The organism is Paenibacillus sp. J22R232 (genome assembly GCF_056269165.1).
In genome coordinates, this window is the sequence record NZ_JBWDNK010000004.1 from 103167 (window position 1) to 119177 (window position 16011).

The following is a 16011-nucleotide window of genomic DNA, read 5'->3' on the forward strand; positions in this document are numbered from 1 at the left end:
GGGTATGATTGAAAGGTCGAGTTATTAAATTGCAATTATTTTGAAGGAGGATTTATCATGGCTTTGGAATCAATGAAAGAAATGTTGAACAAAGGTTTAAAAGAAGGTTACGCAGTTGGTCAATTCAACATCAATAACCTGGAGTGGACACAAGCGATTCTAGGTGCTGCTCAAGCTGAGCAATCCCCTGTTATTCTTGGCGTTTCCGAAGGTGCAGCTCGTTATATGGGCGGCTTCACGGTTGTAACTGCAATCGTGAAATCCCTAATCGAAGAAATGAAGATCACAGTTCCAGTTGCCATTCACTTGGACCACGGTTCAAGCTTCGAGAAATGTAAAGAAGCGATCGATGCTGGATTCACTTCCGTTATGATAGATGCTTCGCACTCGCCATTCGACGAGAACGTAAAAACGACAAAACAAGTGGTTGCTTACGCACACGAGCGCGGCGTTTCGGTTGAAGCCGAGCTAGGTACTGTTGGCGGACAAGAAGACGACGTTATCGCTGATGGCGTTATCTACGCTGATCCTCAAGAGTGCAAACAGCTGGTTGAGCTTACAGGCATCGATTGCCTAGCTCCTGCTCTAGGTTCCGTACACGGTCCTTATAAAGGCGAACCAAACCTAGGCTTCAAAGAAATGGAAGAGATCTGCCAAACGATCAAGCTTCCATTGGTATTGCACGGAGGTACAGGAATCCCAACTGCAGACATTAAGAAATCGATCTCACTGGGAACTGCAAAAATCAACGTTAACACAGAAAACCAAATCGCGTTCACAAAAGTTGCTCGTGAAATCTTGACTTCCGACTCCGAAGTTTACGATCCGCGCAAATTCTTGTCCCCAGGCCGCGATGCAATCAAAGCTACCGTTCAAGGAAAAATTCGTGAGTTTGGTTCTTCAAACAAAGCGTAATCCACATACATGCAAAAAGGTTGGGAAGAATGCGATAAGCATTCATCCCAACCTTTTTTTTATAGATAAGAATTTACATGTTGTCACATATATATGTGTTTATCTATCTCCGCCAAACGACTGCTTTTGCCACAGAGGACGGCGACAGCCGTTTACGCTTGGCGTAATCCTTTAAAGCATGATTGTCCACTACCGTTCCTTGTTAAGGGTATGATCCGCATTTGGCAATCCATGGAACCCAAACGCCAGCATCGGGCCCAATTTAATGATTCGTGCCATATAGGAGCTAATTTCGCTCGGAGTCCGATTAAGGCCAGTCTCAAGCCAGTGCATGATCAGGCCAAAGTTGGCAGATGTCACATAAGCGACGATATAATCCGGTGGAATAGCAGCAGGACTTGTGCCGCCTAACTGCTGCGTTTTCGCATAAATATGGCTGGCGAACAGCTCCCGGAAACGTATCGCATAGGCAAGATCGCCCTTGGGACCAAACATCGTCTTCAGAAAATCGGCATGCTCCGCTATCTCCTCGAACAATTGAACACTCACAGGGTAGACTTCGTTTCTGTCCATATAGTGAATGGCATCTTGAAAGTTCAGCTGAGTAATCCGGTTTCTGACCTTCTCAAAAACATGCTCCTTCAACTGTTCCAGCATATCGGGCACATCGCGGTAATGGAGGTAGAAAGTGCCGCGGTTTATCTCGGCGCGGTTCGCGATATCCGTCACCGTTACGTGATCAGCGCCTTTCTCCGCAATCAAGCTCATTAGTGCTTCATAAAGCAGGCGCTTCGTGCGTACCTGGCGCCGATCCAACTGGTTGCTCATCTAATCCTGTCACCTCTTCGTCACTATTTTATGAGAAAATCAACACTCTATCCTTGAACTGCTGAGTAATAAACAGTACGGGAAGAACTGATTATTGTACTTTCACTGCTACTTATTATAATAAGCATTGTGACCTTTAATCAACAGAATGTCCATTAAAATAGAGGAGTGAATGTATAGGATGGCATTATTTAAGCAAAAAATAACTTGGATTGGGTTTGTCGGCGTTTTTGTCGTTCTGATCGTATTCGGCGCGGCAATGATGGGTTCCGTGCTCGGCATGAAGCCTCAGCATTTGCCTGTAGCGCTAGTCGTTGCTGATCAGCCTGTTCAGACAGCGAATGGTCAAGCAGTCGCAGTGGGAGAAATGATCAAGCAGATGCTGCTTACTAACGAGCAGATGCCGTTCACGTTTACTGTGATTGAGTCAGAAGCAGCTGCACGCGAAGCTTTGGACGAAGGCAAATATTATGGTGCGTTAGTGTTGCCTGTCGATCTAAGCGCAAATGTCTCATCGCTAATGAGCGCACAGCCAGCTCAAGCTTCCGTAAGCATTGTAAGCAATGACGGGCTCAATACTCAGGCAGCTACTGCCGTGAAGCAAGGGCTGGGCCAAGCTATGCGGATGGTCAATGCTGAGCTTGCCAAGTCGATGCTAACACAAATCGGCAACCAGACAGAGCAACTGCCGATTACTGTCGCTCAAGCTTTGTTATCGCCTATTCAGGTACAAGAAGAGGCTGTTCACGCCATCGGAGCGAACAACGCCTCAGGAAATGCGCCAGGCTTATTGACGCAGATCATGTGGATGGGCAGCCTGATTGCAGCGGTAATCTTGTTTCTCGCTAGAGGGAATGCGAGGAAGGCTGGGGCGAATAGCTGGGTGAGCATTCTGGCGCAGCTCGGTATGGGCGTCATTATAATAGGCGCGGCTTCCGGCTTCCTGATATGGATGGCATCTTCGTGGTACGGGATGGAGCTGGCTCACGCGTCGGAAACCTGGTTGTTTCTGTGGCTGGCTGGATCGATGTATTTCTTGATTCAGTCTGCATTGCTCAATTGGATTGGATTTCCGGCGATGGCGATCATGGTGCTGCTGATGTTCTTCTCTATGCCGATCCTGAATGCTGCGCCTGAATTTCTAACCCAAACGACGCAGGATTGGATATACTCCTGGACACCGCTTCGATTCGTTGCGGATGGACTGCGAGAGGTCATGTACTTCAGCGGGCTGAAGGCGGCAGCATCGAATGCAGCGATTGTGTGGAGCATCGGCGGGGCTTTTCTCTTACTGCTGCTTGCTTCGGGGTTCAAAAAAGGGAAGGCACCGATAGAGGCATCGCATGCTTCGGCAGTGCCAGCACCAATAAATTAAACCAAAACAGCCTCCTGTCCACGTGGACAGGAGGCTGTTTTGACTTTATGGGCATTATGGCAGCACGTTGCCGGCTGCGCGATAAATACCATACCATTCCTCGCGGGTTAAGTAGATCTCGCTAGCTTTACAGCAGTCCTTCAACCGCTCTATGTTCATTGTGCCAATGACCGGCTGCATGCGAGCAGGATGGCGCAGAAGCCAAGCAACGGCAATCGTCGTATTGCTCACCTCGTATTTGGCTGCTACCTCATCGATTTTTGCATTTAATTCAGGGAACTTCTCATTGCCAAGGAAAACACCTTCGAAGAAGCCGTATTGGAACGGTGACCAAGGCTGAATAGTTATGTCGTTCAATCTACAGTAATCTAGTATGCTGCCATCGCGGTTTACGGCAGGCTCATTCTCCATATTCACGTTAAACCCGGCAGAAATCATTGTTGTGTTGGTAATGCTCAGTTGAAGCTGGTTGGCGACAAGCGGCTGTTTAACCGATTTTTTGAGAAGCTGGATTTGCATCGGGTTTTGGTTGGATACGCCGAAGTGACGTACTTTGCCCGAGCTCTCCAATTGATCGAAGGCTTCCGCTACCTCTTCTGGCTCAACTAATGTATCCGGACGGTGGAGCAGAAGAACATCCAAGTATTCCGTATTCAATCGTTTCAGAATGCCATCAACGGAATTCAAAATATGCTCTTTGGAGAAATCGAACATTCCTGGGCGGATTCCGCATTTGGATTGCAGAATCAGGTTCTCGCGCACGCTTGCGTTCATGTGAACGGCATTTGCAAAAATTTCTTCGCATTTGCCGCCGCCGTAAATATCGGCATGCTCGAAGAAATTAGCGCCTTCCTCAAGAGCCGTTTGGACAAAACGCTCGGCCTCGGTTTTATCGAGTGAATTGATCCGCATGCAGCCTACCGCAACGACTGGCACGTCTAGCGTGCTTGTTCCAAGCTTTATCGTTCTCATTATGAAACTCCTCCTTGGTACTTGGGTTATAAATATGTAGGGAACGAAATGATTGTCTCACACAATCGGCTCTCTTTTCAAACCTGCTCGCAAATCATGTCGAAGTTTGTCATTTTTACGTCATTCAAAGGTGATATACTTAATTAAATCCTATACCGTTTAAAAGAAGACCATATCCAGCGTGGGGGATAGCCCTTTATGAGCTACAATATATATTTATCGGTCTTTCTGATGGCAGCTGCCTGCTGTGCCATAATCATTTGCTACCTTTGCTGGAAAAGAAGGGATCTTCCTATTTCCGTGAGCTATGGCTTGGGTATGCTCACGGGTGTCTTCTACAGTTTTGGATATGCTTTTGAGATTGTCAGTACCTCGCTCGATCAGATTCGATTCTGGCTCAGAATGGAATACATCGGCATTCCCTTCGGTACGCTATTTTGGTTCATCATGGTTCTCCAGTATACGGGACGCCAAGCGCTCGTTAGCAAACGGGTCGTGGCCGCGCTTATATCCGTCCCATTGATTACGTTTGTAGCACACCACACGAATGAATTCCACCATCTATTCTATAAAAGCATGACACTCGACTATTCAGAAGGATTCCCGTTGCTCGTGTTGGAGAAGGGACCTCTATACTATCTTCATGTTTATTATTCTTACGTTATCTTTGTCATTGGCATGGTCATGCTGATCCGAATGTTCTTGAAAGAAACGCCGCGCATAAAAAAACAAGTCGCTTTAATGATTATTGGCTCTTGGGGGCCTTTTGGATTTGCTCTGATTTATGTAAGCGGCATCGTGTACATGCCCATTGACATTTCCCCATTTGGATTTGTTATCTCGGGTATATTCTATATGTGGGGAATCTACCAGTTTAATATGCTCAGGCTGGCGCCGCTCGCGCATCAGAAAATGTTCGAATCCATGCAGGATGCCGTTATCGTCCTTGATATGGATAACAGCTTAATGAGCTTTAACCAGTCTGCGGCAGACACAATTCAAAACTTGAGCAAAAAAAAAATTGGGCAGCCCGCCGCAGTCATTTTCTCGGAATATCCAGCATTGCTTGAGAGGGTAGTCCATCAGCCTTTTCATGCAAGCCAAACGCAGATTTCAGGGCATTCGGACGAGCTGTTCTTTAATATTCATATGTCATATGTCAACAATAGCCGCAGGAAGCCCGTTGGCAAAATGATTCTGCTAAGCGACGTGACGGAATCGGTTCGGTCGGAACAGAAGCTGCTTGAGAATGCCAGGCAGCTTAGCGAGCTGAATACGTTTAAAGACAAGATGTTCAACGTTGTCGCCCATGATATACGTGATCCGCTAGCCGTACTCATTAACCTCATGGAGTTAATGGAAGAGGAAATGCAGGACCGCGGAGAAAGCCACGATGAGCTTTTGAATGAAATGGGCCAGCAAATCAAGAACACCTTTGACCTTGTGGAAAGCCTGCTTGATTGGTTTCGAAGCCAAAGAGGAGGCATGCTATTCCGCCCCGTGGAGCGGGACTTGCTGCATGCAGTTCAGAGTAATATGCGCTTGCTTAGCGTTAGGAGCGAGGCGAAGCGGATTCACATCCATACAGACATACCGAAAGGCATATTTGTCTATGCGGATAAGGAAATGCTCGATCTTATCATTCGAAATTTGCTATCCAATGCGATTAAATTTACGAACTTCGATGGGAGCATTCGCGTAAAAGCGGAAATTAGCAGCAGTAAAGTAACGGTATCCGTCCATGACACAGGCTTAGGCATTTCCTGCGACCAAGCCGACACGCTCCTGCAGGAAGAAGCGTACCCGAACTCATTGGCGGGAACGGCCGGTGAACGCGGCGTAGGGCTAGGGCTCACGTTATGCAAGGAATTCGTTCAGTTAAATGGCGGGCAAATTTGGTTTGAAAGCAAGCCGTCGCAAGGAAGCACCTTTTATTTCACCATTCCTATTCCTCCAACTGCATCTACCAAGCCGCTACCTGGCATAAAGGGGGTATACCATGAAAGTCTTGCTCATTGATGACGAGAAGGCGATGCACTTAATCATGAAACGGATGCTCGGCAAAATTGCGGAGGTGGAGATTGTCGGCGTATTCCAAGAAACGGAATCTGCCTTCTCCTACCTCAGCCTTTATGAAGTAGACTTGGTATTTTTGGATATCAGCATGCCGAGGGAGAATGGAGTGGAGTTCGCGGAGCGTATACGGGGGATTGGACGACAGACCAAGATCGTATTCATTACCTCGCATAAGGAATATGCCGTTTTTGCCTTCGATGTGGATGCTTTTGACTATATTGTAAAGCCCGTCATTCAAGAACGGCTGCAAAAAACGGTTCAAAAAGCGCTTGCAGAGAAACGTTCGGAGCTTTTATTACAGTCAATTCGGAAACCGGATAGAGAGGTGGCTACCCTGCTTTGTTTAGGCGGCATCGATATTCAGAGCGCCAATGGCGTCAGGGTCAAATGGAAATCGAGCAAAAGCGCGGAGCTTTTGGGTTATTTGCTATTACATAAAGGCAGGCTGGTGTCCCGGTCCAAAATCATTGAAGATCTGTTCGGCGGCATGGCCCAAAAAAACGCTGAAACCTATCTGAATACGACAGTCTATCAGCTGCGAAAAGTTTTGGAGGCTTACGGCTTGAAGGAAAACCTGCACTCCGAGAGCAACCACTATGCTTTCAGCCTTAGTCAGGTGCATGTTGATTTCTTAAGTTTTGAAGAAGGCTGCAGGCGGCTGGCAACCATTAATGATTCCAATATTCAGCAGGCTATTGAGCTGGAGCAGCAATATACCGGACATTTGTTCGGAGAGCGTGCCTTTCCATGGGCTTGGAATGAGGTAGAGCGGCTAACGTTGATGTATAACGCTTTTACGCAGCGGCTATCCATCGCGCTGATGCAAGTCGGGGAAATCAATACGTCGATTCGGTTATTGTTAAAACTAATGACGCATAATGAAATCGATGAAGAATCGTTCATGCTGCTCATGAAGGCGTGGGCGCTGCAAGAAAATAAAGAAGCAATCGTGAAAAATTATGCTCAATTCGTGGAAGTGCTGCATAGGGAAATCGGCATAAGGCCTTCCCCTGAGGCATCGGACTTATACGCTCAGTTGTTAGTGGGACTAAATTCATAATAATATGTCGGAAAAAAGAGTTTCGCGATAGCGGAATTCTTTTTTTCTGTCGAGGTTTGTCATTTCCCCGTCATTGGTCTCATATACACTAGACTTTAGTAGGTTAAATTATTGAAGTGGGAGTGGAAAATTCAGATGATTAAAAGAAACAACAAAGGCAAGACGCAAATGAAAAGAAAGGTTTCGCAATGGATGGCTGTTACATTGACAGCGGCAGCGGTTCTAAGCGCAGCACCCGTAGGAGGTTATGCGGCACCGGCTGGAGGAGAGGTTAGCTTTGTGCCGCTTACAGTGCCGGATACGACAGCTCCCGCTTTTGTTGGGGCGAGATCCTCGTATGGAAATGAAGTGTATTTAAACTTTGATGAGAACTTTACTATTAATGTGGCGGAGAATTCCAGTTATGAGGCGACTACGGCATTTTTGAAAAATAACATCAGCATATCGAGTGATGGCGTAAATTTCACACCTTTCCAGATGCAAGAGAGTGAAGCCTACTTAGATAATGGGAATCAGATGTATTTAGATTATGGTCAAAATATGAAAATTATTGCAGGGGCTAATACGGTCATTAAGATTGCAGCGGGTACGATAAGGGACGAGGCTGGAAACCTAAACGAAGAGATGAATCTTCAAGTAAGCCCGCCAGTCATACAGAGCGCTGAAGTTAGCGCCGATAATCATGATATCGTGATTACTTTTAACGAAGAAGTCTTCGATAATACTGAGAATGAAAGCTATCTCAAACAATATATTCAAATCTCAAGGGATCCCCAAAGAAAACTGATCCCGTTAACAGGGCAGGATACGGCAACGCTTGTTTCTGGAAAGCTGCATATTCATTTGGCGGAAGCGATTAAAGGAGAATCCAACCAAATTATCATTTCAGGTGATGCTCTAAGAGATGCTGATGGCAATGTACAGACTGATACAAGAACGACTTCTTATATGAAGGCAAACGCGGGCGTAGAAGATCCTAATCCAGCAGATTCAACGCCTCCTCAATTTTTGAAATATTATTTCTCTAATGGTCTTAAAGATTTGGCCCTGCATTTTGATGAGGATATTCAAATGGATACAGCTGCTATTGCAACTTTCAAACAGAACACGCAAATGTATAACAGTGCAATCGGGTATTACTCTGGCCTTGCTGATGATGTTGACGTAACCGTAACGGGCAATACCATTAATCTCCATTTTGTGTCATTGCCACCGGGGTACTATAGCTATTTCCAATTTAATGGAGTAAACCAAATTAGCGATATGAGTGGAAACAAGTTCGATCATTCCAGCATTAGTACCAATTGGATTAATGTAAATGACCTGACAAATATGTACTTAAATAGCAGATATCTCTCTCATGATGGCCGCCTCTTAACTTTGCAATTCAATAACTATAGTGAAAATCTAATGGATTTAACAATAGACGAAATGGGATCACATCTTAAAGAGTCGATTCAAATCTCTTCGGATCAAGGCGTTACCTTTGTAGATCTCGACCCTAACGATATTGTTTCGCTGCAAGGTGGCGAGATAAAGATTATTTTCCACGATGCGATCAAAGCGGGTGCGATTCAGGTTAAGGTAGAGGCAAACATTGTCGGAGACGAGTATGGCTATCGGAAAAACAATGAGGTTAACGAAAAAATTGCATATAACACGCCGGATTTCAGAGGTTCATTGCTAAGTAATACAGTAAGTGAATTTCTATTCGAAGATAATGCAAGCTGGCGAGACCAAGTAACAAGCATCGAAGTGTATGATGATTACAATGAAATTACTAGAGAACTTACAAGCTCTGAATACACACTGACGAATGGAAAGCTTACAATTCAGAAAGGCGTTTTTCTAGAAGGCTATAGCTATGAAATCTATATCCATGCGAACGGATACAGCAGTAAGTATATTGAGGGCTATGCAATGAAATCCACCGAACTATTTTACATGACAGCGCCGGTCGTGACTCCGGACAATGGCATTACTGCGAAGATTAATGTGCTCGCACGCGATCATGCTAATCAAAGCAATAATTCAAATCCATTCTCGCGCGATAGTAATAACAATACCAATCAAAGAGGCAATCAAACGGTTGTATTCCAGCTGTTTAATGGAACAACGCCTGTTAGCATCGTTGCCGCTGATCTGAAAGTGGGAACAGGCACATATTCGGCGAATTTCAATGTGAGCGATGCAGCGACAAATCCTAACTACACCGTCAAAGCGTATATTGTTAGCAAATATAGCAATGACCCGACCGATGTGGGTTTGAATCTGGCTAGCGTGAAAACGCAAAGCGAATTCGATCAAGCTCTGCTTTTGAGTGACAACAATAATAATAGTCCGGAATAATAATCAATTAAGGAATTAATATGAAGGTGAGGAATATAAAAGTGAAACTACGACAGCTTAATATGATGCTGGTCATGATGCTTTGTTTCATGTTTGTACCCGTCACGGCTTTCGCAAGCACTGCAGCGGTTACGATAAACGCAATAGAGCCTGTTGAGCAAAGCGGAAATGTGGTTATAAAAGGTACGTCTACTCTCGATGAGGTTATCATTAAAGTATTGCGGCCGGGAAACAGCGTCGTGTACTACACGATTGCCCCGGTAAGCGAAGGGAAGTTCTCCAGCTCCTTTACTTTGGCAAGCAGAGAAGCGGCGGGTACCTATAAGGTTGTCGCTGGACAAGCCGAACAAGTAGCAACATTGGATTTCATCGTTAAGCCTTCAAGCACAGGCGGTGGAGGCTCAGGTGGCGGTGCGCCTATCGGAACGATAGGGACGCCTGGAGCGGCCGGCAAGCCCGTAACGCCGCCCAAATCGAACGCGGATCCCGTAACGGTGGATACGAGCAAGAATGAGGCTGTCCCTTCTAAGGATGCCACAGGAAATGCAGTGACGGTCGTAAAGCAAAATGAAGAGGCATTGGCGGACGCCCTTGCTAAAGCGGCAAAGCAAGACAACCGCGGAGATGCGCCAATTGTTTTTATCGCATACAATAATCCTGCTGGTGAGACGGTCCAATTTAACCTATCATCCGCCGTATTGGCTGCAGCCGCAGCCGGCGCTCCGAATACCATTATCTCGCTGCAAACGAATGATGGGGAGTATTCATTGCCGCTAAGCATTATTGATTTTGCCGCAATCGCGCAAAGCCTGGGCGCCGCGACCAAAGATATAAGCATCCAAGTAACCATTTCGGCAGCTGCTGCCGATCTGGATGCTCAAATCAAGAAAAGCGCACTCGATATATCCGCAACCCAACTTAGTAAAGCAATTACGTTTACGGTAACTGCAACAGGAAACGGTAAGACGATTGAGCTTAATCAATTCGGTTCCATTTACGTGGAGCGAAGCATTGTATTAACAAATGCAGTGGATGGAGCGCGCACGACAGTAGTCCTTTATGATCCTCAATCTGGAAAGTTCTCATTCGTTCCGGCTTTGTTTGAGAAGCAAGCCGACGGCTCTACGAAAGTAACGTTTAAACGCAACGGCAACAGTATATACGCCGTACTTTCCTCAACAAAATCGTTTAATGACGTAAGTACGCATTGGGCCAAATCAGATATCGAGCTGCTGGCATCCAAACTGGTGGTCAATGGCGTAGCGGACAACGGCTTTGCTCCTAATAAACAAATTACAAGGGCAGAGTTCGCGGCATTGCTCGTTCGCTCCTTAGGGCTATCGCTAGATGCAGCCGCAGCGAATTTCACCGACGTTAAATCAAGTGACTGGTTTGCGGGCGCGATTGGCTCAGCCGTGAAAGCGAAGCTTGTGGATGGTTTCAGTGACAACAGCTTTAAACCTAATGACACCATTACTCGCGAGCAAATGGCTGTTATGATCGCAAGAGCGATTACTGCATCGGGTGTAACTACGAACGCTGCGGGTGAATCGGATGGTACATTAGCTGTATTCAAGGATCAGGCATCCATCAGCAGTTGGGCGCAATCCGCTGTCGCACAAGCGGTTGACGCCAACATTATTACGGGCATGACGGAGGAAACGTTTGTTCCTTCCGCTAAGGCTACGCGTGCACAAGCCGTAGTTATGCTTAAACGCTTGATGCAGTATGCGAAATTTATGAATTAGACAGTTGTAAGCCGCCAAGCCCAGTAGGGCTTGGCTTTTTTTATGCTTGAAATATAAGCTCTCATTTACTATAATGGATATTAAGAGTCTATAATATCTTTTTATTGACGGACTCCAACATGCAATAAAGCAGTGCTTGTTTCCGCATCCTGTTCTAACCCATACGCTTGAAGCGGGAAGCGATTAGCTTCTTGTGCTCTAATTATAGACATTAAGGATCTAGGAAGGTGATTTGAATGGAGAATAATATGGATGTAGCCATTATTGGCGGTGGACCAGCGGGATTGAATGCAGCGCTCGTGCTGGGCAGGGCGAGAAAAAAAGTAATCGTGATTGACGAAGGCCGTCCACGAAACCGGGTTACCCGCGAGACACATGGCTTCTTAACCCGTGACGGCATTAGCCCTAGCGAATTCCGCCGTATTGCGAAGGAGCAGATTAGCGCTTATCCTGGCGTGCAATTTGTAGAGGATTCGGCATTTTCCGTGACAGGGGAAGATGGGGCGTTTGAAGTGACTACTGCGAAGGGAACGGTCTATCGAGCCAAAAAGCTGCTATTTGCCGTTGGCATGAAGGATCTGCCCGTAGATGTGAAAGGATTGGCAGAAGCGTACGGCAAAAGCGCGTTTGTCTGTCCTTATTGCGACGGATGGGAATTAAGAGACCAGCCATTGGTTCTGATCGTGAAGGGAGCTAGAGCGCTGCACTTGGCTATGATGCTGACCGGGTGGACCAGTCAATTTACGATTTGTACGGATGGTCCCGATGAATGGACCGATGAAGAGCGTGCAGAGCTTATTCATCATAACGTTCCAACCTATAGCTCGCCGATCGAACGTATTGAATCAAACGAAGGTATGGTGGAGCGGGTTGTATTGAAGGATGGAACGGCCATTCCGTGCAAAGGTATTTTCTTTGCTCCGAATCTTGCTGCGGGGTCAGACTTGCCACAAGCATTGGGATGCATGGTGACAGACGCTGGAACCGTGATTGTCGATGCTTTTGGCAAAACGAATATAGCGGGTGTCTATAGCGCAGGCGACGCGGCAACCCAAATGTATCAGGCCATTGCGGCAGCTTCCATGGGGGCGCTTGCTGGTGCGGGTATTAACGGGGAATTGCTTGCAGAGGCATGGAACAGCAAGAAGTAAATGAACGTTTCGTTTCAATAAAACAAGGCAAAAACACTCGGAATGATTCGGTTCCGAGTGTTTTATTTGCGCCATGTACGCGTTATTCATGCAGCTTGGAGCTTCTCTGCGTTGTTTTTTCTAATCCGCACGGCCATTAACGCGGCGAAGAAGCAGACGAAGCCGGCGATGACAAAGGCTTGCGAGTAGCTGCCGAACCAATCACGCATGACGCCGGCTCCATATGCCGCGGTTGATGCGCCGATCTGGTGGGCAACCACGATCCAACCGAAGATCATGCCAGATTTCTCTTTGCCGAATGTCTCGCCCGCAAGCTTGGCGGTTGGCGGTACGGTGGCAATCCAGTCGAGACCATAGAATACGGAGAAAACGACAAGCATGGCAGGCGTTGCGTCAAGCGCATAGGGCAGGAACAACAGGGATAGTCCGCGTAAGCCGTAATACCAGAAGAGCAGCCAGCGGCTGTCGAACCGGTCGGATAGCCAACCGGAAATCGTAGTGCCGAACAAATCGAATAGCCCCATCATGGCGAGTAGACCAGCGGCTGTAACTTCCAGCATGCCATGGTCGCCGCATGCCGCAATCAGATGCGTGCCGATTAGGCCATTTGTTGAGAACCCGCAGAAAAAGAAGGTACCGGCAAGCAGCCAGAAGGTGGCATTCTTCATGGCGAACCGCAAATTCTGCAAAGGAGTCAGGAATAGATTGCCTTTGAAGACGGCAGGCTCGACGATTTCATCCGAGCCGTAAGGCGCTGCTCCCACATCATAGGGATGGTTGCGCATCCAGATCGTTACGGCCACCAGTACTATCAGAACGCCGGCAACGGCGGCATAAACGGCATATCTCCAGCCCCAATCGGCGGTGACCTTGGCGAACAGCGGCAGAAACAACAGCTGCCCGGTCGCGGCGCTCGCCGTTAACAAGCCGATGATCAAGCCTTTTCGCTTCACGAACCACATATTGCTGACCGTTACGCCGAGCACGTTAGCCATCATGCCCGTCGCAAGCCCGGATACAACCCCCCATAGCAGCTCGAACTGCCAGAGGGAGCTGATGAAGGGAGTAGCGGCAAGGCTGCCAGCCAGCACGACTAACGCGCTAATAACGACCTTGCGGATTCCGAAGCGCAGCAGCAGGGCAGCAGAGAAAGGGCCTACAAGCCCGTATAATAAGATACCAATAGAGATGACGCTGGAAATTCCGCCTCGGCTCCACCCGAATTCATCCTGAAAGGGAACGAGCAGAATGCTTGGCAGCGAGCGAATTCCCGCGGATACGAGCAATGTAGCGAAGGTTAGCAATACGATAATCCAGCCATAGTAGAAGCGGGACTTCACTTTAAGTTCGCCCTTCAATTTGGTTTTACTCATGCCTATCCATCCTTTATATTTTGTTTGTACATACAAATATATGGGGGCAAGCACTTTACTTATTCCAGTAAAGCGCTGCCTGCTTCCACGTCACGCGTCAATTGTTCGGCAAGCTCTTTGCCGAGCAATGCTTCATAATTGGCTTTGAGCTGTTTGGAGGCTTGGCGCAGCGACTGTTCCATCTCGGCTCCTTTGGGCGTTGGGTAGACGAGGACCGTCTTTCCCTGAACCTTGCGCTCGACAAGCTGCTTTCCCTCGAGCTTATCAATGAAGCGCGTAAGAGTAGAAGGCGTAATATGGAGCTTCTCGGAGAGCTCCTTCTGCGTAATGCCGGGCTTGCCGATAACGAGTCGGATCAAATAACCGTAGGCTGGCGTGAGCCCAGTCGTAGCAAAAGCATCATCTGCCATTCGGGTGATTGCGCGGCTTAACCGATTGGCAGTGAAGTATAAGCAGGTGTGCAGAAACGATTCGTCAGGGATAGGATCTCGCTCGGCAGATTCATTCCGTTCATTTGTCATGTGTGAGACCCTCCTTAAGGACTAATGCGGGATTTGCAATCTTTATTTTGTATGTACAACAAAGATAATTCATTTTAGGTCGGCTGTCAATTGTTTTTGCGAGCGTCTCTGGTATCAAAATTAACCTCTTCCAAAAACTCAATAACCTCGCCGTTGGGGCTTTGAACGACAGCGTTTTTGATGGTTAGAGGGGGCTCTCCAAGGGTGAGCAGTCCTGGTTCTACATATGAGGTCGCTCCGTGAGTGATCGCCTTCTCATATAGGTTGTCTACATTCTCCACATAAAATGCAACATGAAGCAGCGCCCCATGAGCGACTTCCTCGTCTGAAGCGGCTTTTTTACCTTGAGCAGGAATGACGGCCTCGTTATCAAAAATTTCGATGCATGTTTTGAGGTCAGGCGAGATAAGCATCGAAGCCTCTTTGATCTGAAATGCGGGCAAGCTCCAATGATGGCCGACTTTAAATCCTAAAGCCTGTGTATAAAAAGCGATTGTAGCCTGATAATCCTTGGCTTGTATGGCAATGTGCGCGAGTCCTTTTATGCTCAATCGAATCTCTCCCTTAGCGTAGTGTCTATCTATTATAGTAAGAGAAATAATTAAATCACATAATAAACAAAAGGTTATAATGAAATTTATATTAAATAAAGAAGTTATTTCGGCGATAAAAGCTTATTATAAATTCAGGATGAAAGGCGGGCTGTTATGGATTCGCATCTAGACGAAATTGATAAAAAGATTATGCAGCTGCTTCAGGACCAAGGACGGATTTCGGTCTCGCAAATAAGCAAACAGATTGCGATGTCACAGCCTTCGGTGAAGGAGCGAATAATGAAGCTGGAGGATAAAAATATTATTACCGGCTATACGGCCACCTTTAATTTACGTCATCTAGACCGGGGAACCACATCGTTCATCATGGTCAAGACGGAGCATTGCCAGGAGCTCGTTGATTTCTGCGCAGCAGCTAAGGAGGTAACCGACCTGCACCGCATCAGCGGCGAGTATAATTATCTGATTCAAGTTCAAACCTCTTCCGTTGAGGAAATAGCTGCGTTTCAAGACTTACTAGTCCGGATGGGTCCTTCCAAGACGCTGATCAGCATGAAAAATATAATGGAAAACCGAATTTTGCTTTAGCCGGCATCGTACATTAGTGGCATCCATTACGGAAATCCCCTATACTTGTAAAAGAATTTTAAGTGCGCGATTGCGGCACTGCAACACGATCCACAATAGAAAATGAATGGGGAACTTATACGATGGCGGAATTGCCGAAATGTCCGAAATGCCAATCCGAATACACCTATGAGGACGGAGATATGCTTATTTGTCCAGAATGCGGCCATGAATGGACGCTTTCCCCCGACATTGCGGCAAGCGATGACCAAAAAATCGTAAAAGACGCGAACGGCAATATTTTAACTGACGGCGATACGGTGACGGTCATTAAGGATTTGAAAGTCAAGGGAAGCTCATCCGTATTGAAGATCGGAACCAAGGTCAGAAATATACGCTTAGTGGACGGTGACCATGATATCGATTGTAAAATTGACGGTTTCGGAGCAATGAAGCTGAAATCGGAGTTTGTTAAAAAGGCGTAATGAGGAAGGCTGTTTATCAGCTTATGTATGTGAAAAG

General features: G+C 46.9%; 14 protein-coding genes. 9 read left to right on the forward strand and 5 right to left on the reverse strand.

Annotated elements, in window-relative coordinates; all coding sequences use genetic code 11:
• Positions 1-57: 57 nt before the first annotated feature.
• Positions 58-915 (forward strand): class II fructose-bisphosphate aldolase, encoded by an 858-nt coding sequence (locus tag AC0YN3_RS14325; protein WP_441942913.1) that lies wholly within the window; start codon positions 58-60, stop codon positions 913-915.
• Positions 916-1104: 189 nt separating this feature from the next.
• On the opposite strand, the gene AC0YN3_RS14330 is transcribed toward AC0YN3_RS14325, so the two are convergent.
• On the reverse strand, positions 1105-1743 hold the full coding sequence (locus tag AC0YN3_RS14330) for a TetR/AcrR family transcriptional regulator (protein ID WP_475775711.1): 639 nt from the start codon (positions 1741-1743) through the stop codon (positions 1105-1107).
• A gap of 181 nt (positions 1744-1924) precedes the next feature.
• Here AC0YN3_RS14330 and AC0YN3_RS14335 point away from each other — a divergent pair, with 181 nt between their 5' ends.
• Complete coding sequence (locus tag AC0YN3_RS14335; RefSeq protein ID WP_475775712.1) at positions 1925-3118, forward strand: YhgE/Pip domain-containing protein; 1194 nt, start codon at positions 1925-1927, stop codon at positions 3116-3118.
• A 54-nt stretch (positions 3119-3172) separates the two neighbouring features.
• Here AC0YN3_RS14335 and AC0YN3_RS14340 read toward each other — a convergent pair whose 3' ends face one another.
• A complete protein-coding gene (locus tag AC0YN3_RS14340) occupies positions 3173-4090 on the reverse strand; it encodes an aldo/keto reductase (protein WP_475775713.1) in 918 nt (305 codons plus the stop codon).
• 198 nt (positions 4091-4288) lie between these two features.
• On the opposite strand from AC0YN3_RS14340, the gene AC0YN3_RS14345 reads away from it, so the two are divergent.
• The 5 genes from AC0YN3_RS14345 to AC0YN3_RS14365 all read left to right on the forward strand — a co-directional run bounded on the left by AC0YN3_RS14345 (position 4289) and on the right by AC0YN3_RS14365 (position 12474).
• A complete protein-coding gene (locus AC0YN3_RS14345; protein WP_475775714.1) occupies positions 4289-6109 on the forward strand; it encodes a sensor histidine kinase in 1821 nt (606 codons plus the stop codon).
• Positions 6090-7226, forward strand: coding sequence for a response regulator (locus AC0YN3_RS14350; protein ID WP_475775715.1), 1137 nt, complete (start codon positions 6090-6092; stop codon positions 7224-7226). The genes AC0YN3_RS14345 and AC0YN3_RS14350 overlap by 20 nt, the downstream gene beginning before the upstream one ends.
• A 135-nt stretch (positions 7227-7361) precedes the next feature.
• Positions 7362-9575 carry a hemoblobin-interacting domain-containing protein gene (locus AC0YN3_RS14355; protein ID WP_475775716.1) on the forward strand — a complete coding sequence of 738 codons (2214 nt, stop codon included), beginning with the start codon at positions 7362-7364 and terminating at the stop codon, positions 9573-9575.
• Positions 9576-9616: 41 nt separating this feature from the next.
• Positions 9617-11323, forward strand: coding sequence for an S-layer homology domain-containing protein (locus AC0YN3_RS14360; RefSeq protein ID WP_475775717.1), 1707 nt, complete (start codon positions 9617-9619; stop codon positions 11321-11323).
• Positions 11324-11559: 236 nt separating this feature from the next.
• The gene (locus tag AC0YN3_RS14365; RefSeq protein WP_475775718.1) at positions 11560-12474 is read left to right on the forward strand and encodes an NAD(P)/FAD-dependent oxidoreductase; all 915 of its coding nucleotides are present in this window, start codon (positions 11560-11562) and stop codon (positions 12472-12474) included.
• Positions 12475-12560: 86 nt separating this feature from the next.
• Here AC0YN3_RS14365 and AC0YN3_RS14370 read toward each other — a convergent pair whose 3' ends face one another.
• The 3 genes from AC0YN3_RS14370 to AC0YN3_RS14380 all read right to left on the reverse strand — a co-directional run bounded on the left by AC0YN3_RS14370 (position 12561) and on the right by AC0YN3_RS14380 (position 14919).
• Complete coding sequence (locus tag AC0YN3_RS14370; RefSeq protein WP_475775719.1) at positions 12561-13847, reverse strand: MFS transporter; 1287 nt, start codon at positions 13845-13847, stop codon at positions 12561-12563.
• Between the two features lie 59 nt (positions 13848-13906).
• Complete coding sequence (locus AC0YN3_RS14375) at positions 13907-14368, reverse strand: MarR family winged helix-turn-helix transcriptional regulator (protein WP_475775720.1); 462 nt, start codon at positions 14366-14368, stop codon at positions 13907-13909.
• 86 nt (positions 14369-14454) lie between these two features.
• Complete coding sequence (locus AC0YN3_RS14380) at positions 14455-14919, reverse strand: VOC family protein (protein ID WP_475775721.1); 465 nt, start codon at positions 14917-14919, stop codon at positions 14455-14457.
• Between the two features lie 156 nt (positions 14920-15075).
• On the opposite strand from AC0YN3_RS14380, the gene AC0YN3_RS14385 reads away from it, so the two are divergent.
• Both AC0YN3_RS14385 and AC0YN3_RS14390 read left to right on the forward strand, forming a co-directional pair.
• Positions 15076-15510, forward strand: a complete 435-nt coding sequence (locus tag AC0YN3_RS14385) for an Lrp/AsnC family transcriptional regulator (protein WP_475775722.1) — start codon at positions 15076-15078, stop codon at positions 15508-15510.
• Positions 15511-15632: 122 nt separating this feature from the next.
• Positions 15633-15974, forward strand: coding sequence for a zinc ribbon domain-containing protein YjdM (locus AC0YN3_RS14390; RefSeq protein WP_475775723.1), 342 nt, complete (start codon positions 15633-15635; stop codon positions 15972-15974).
• The last annotated feature ends 37 nt before the right edge of the window (positions 15975-16011 follow it).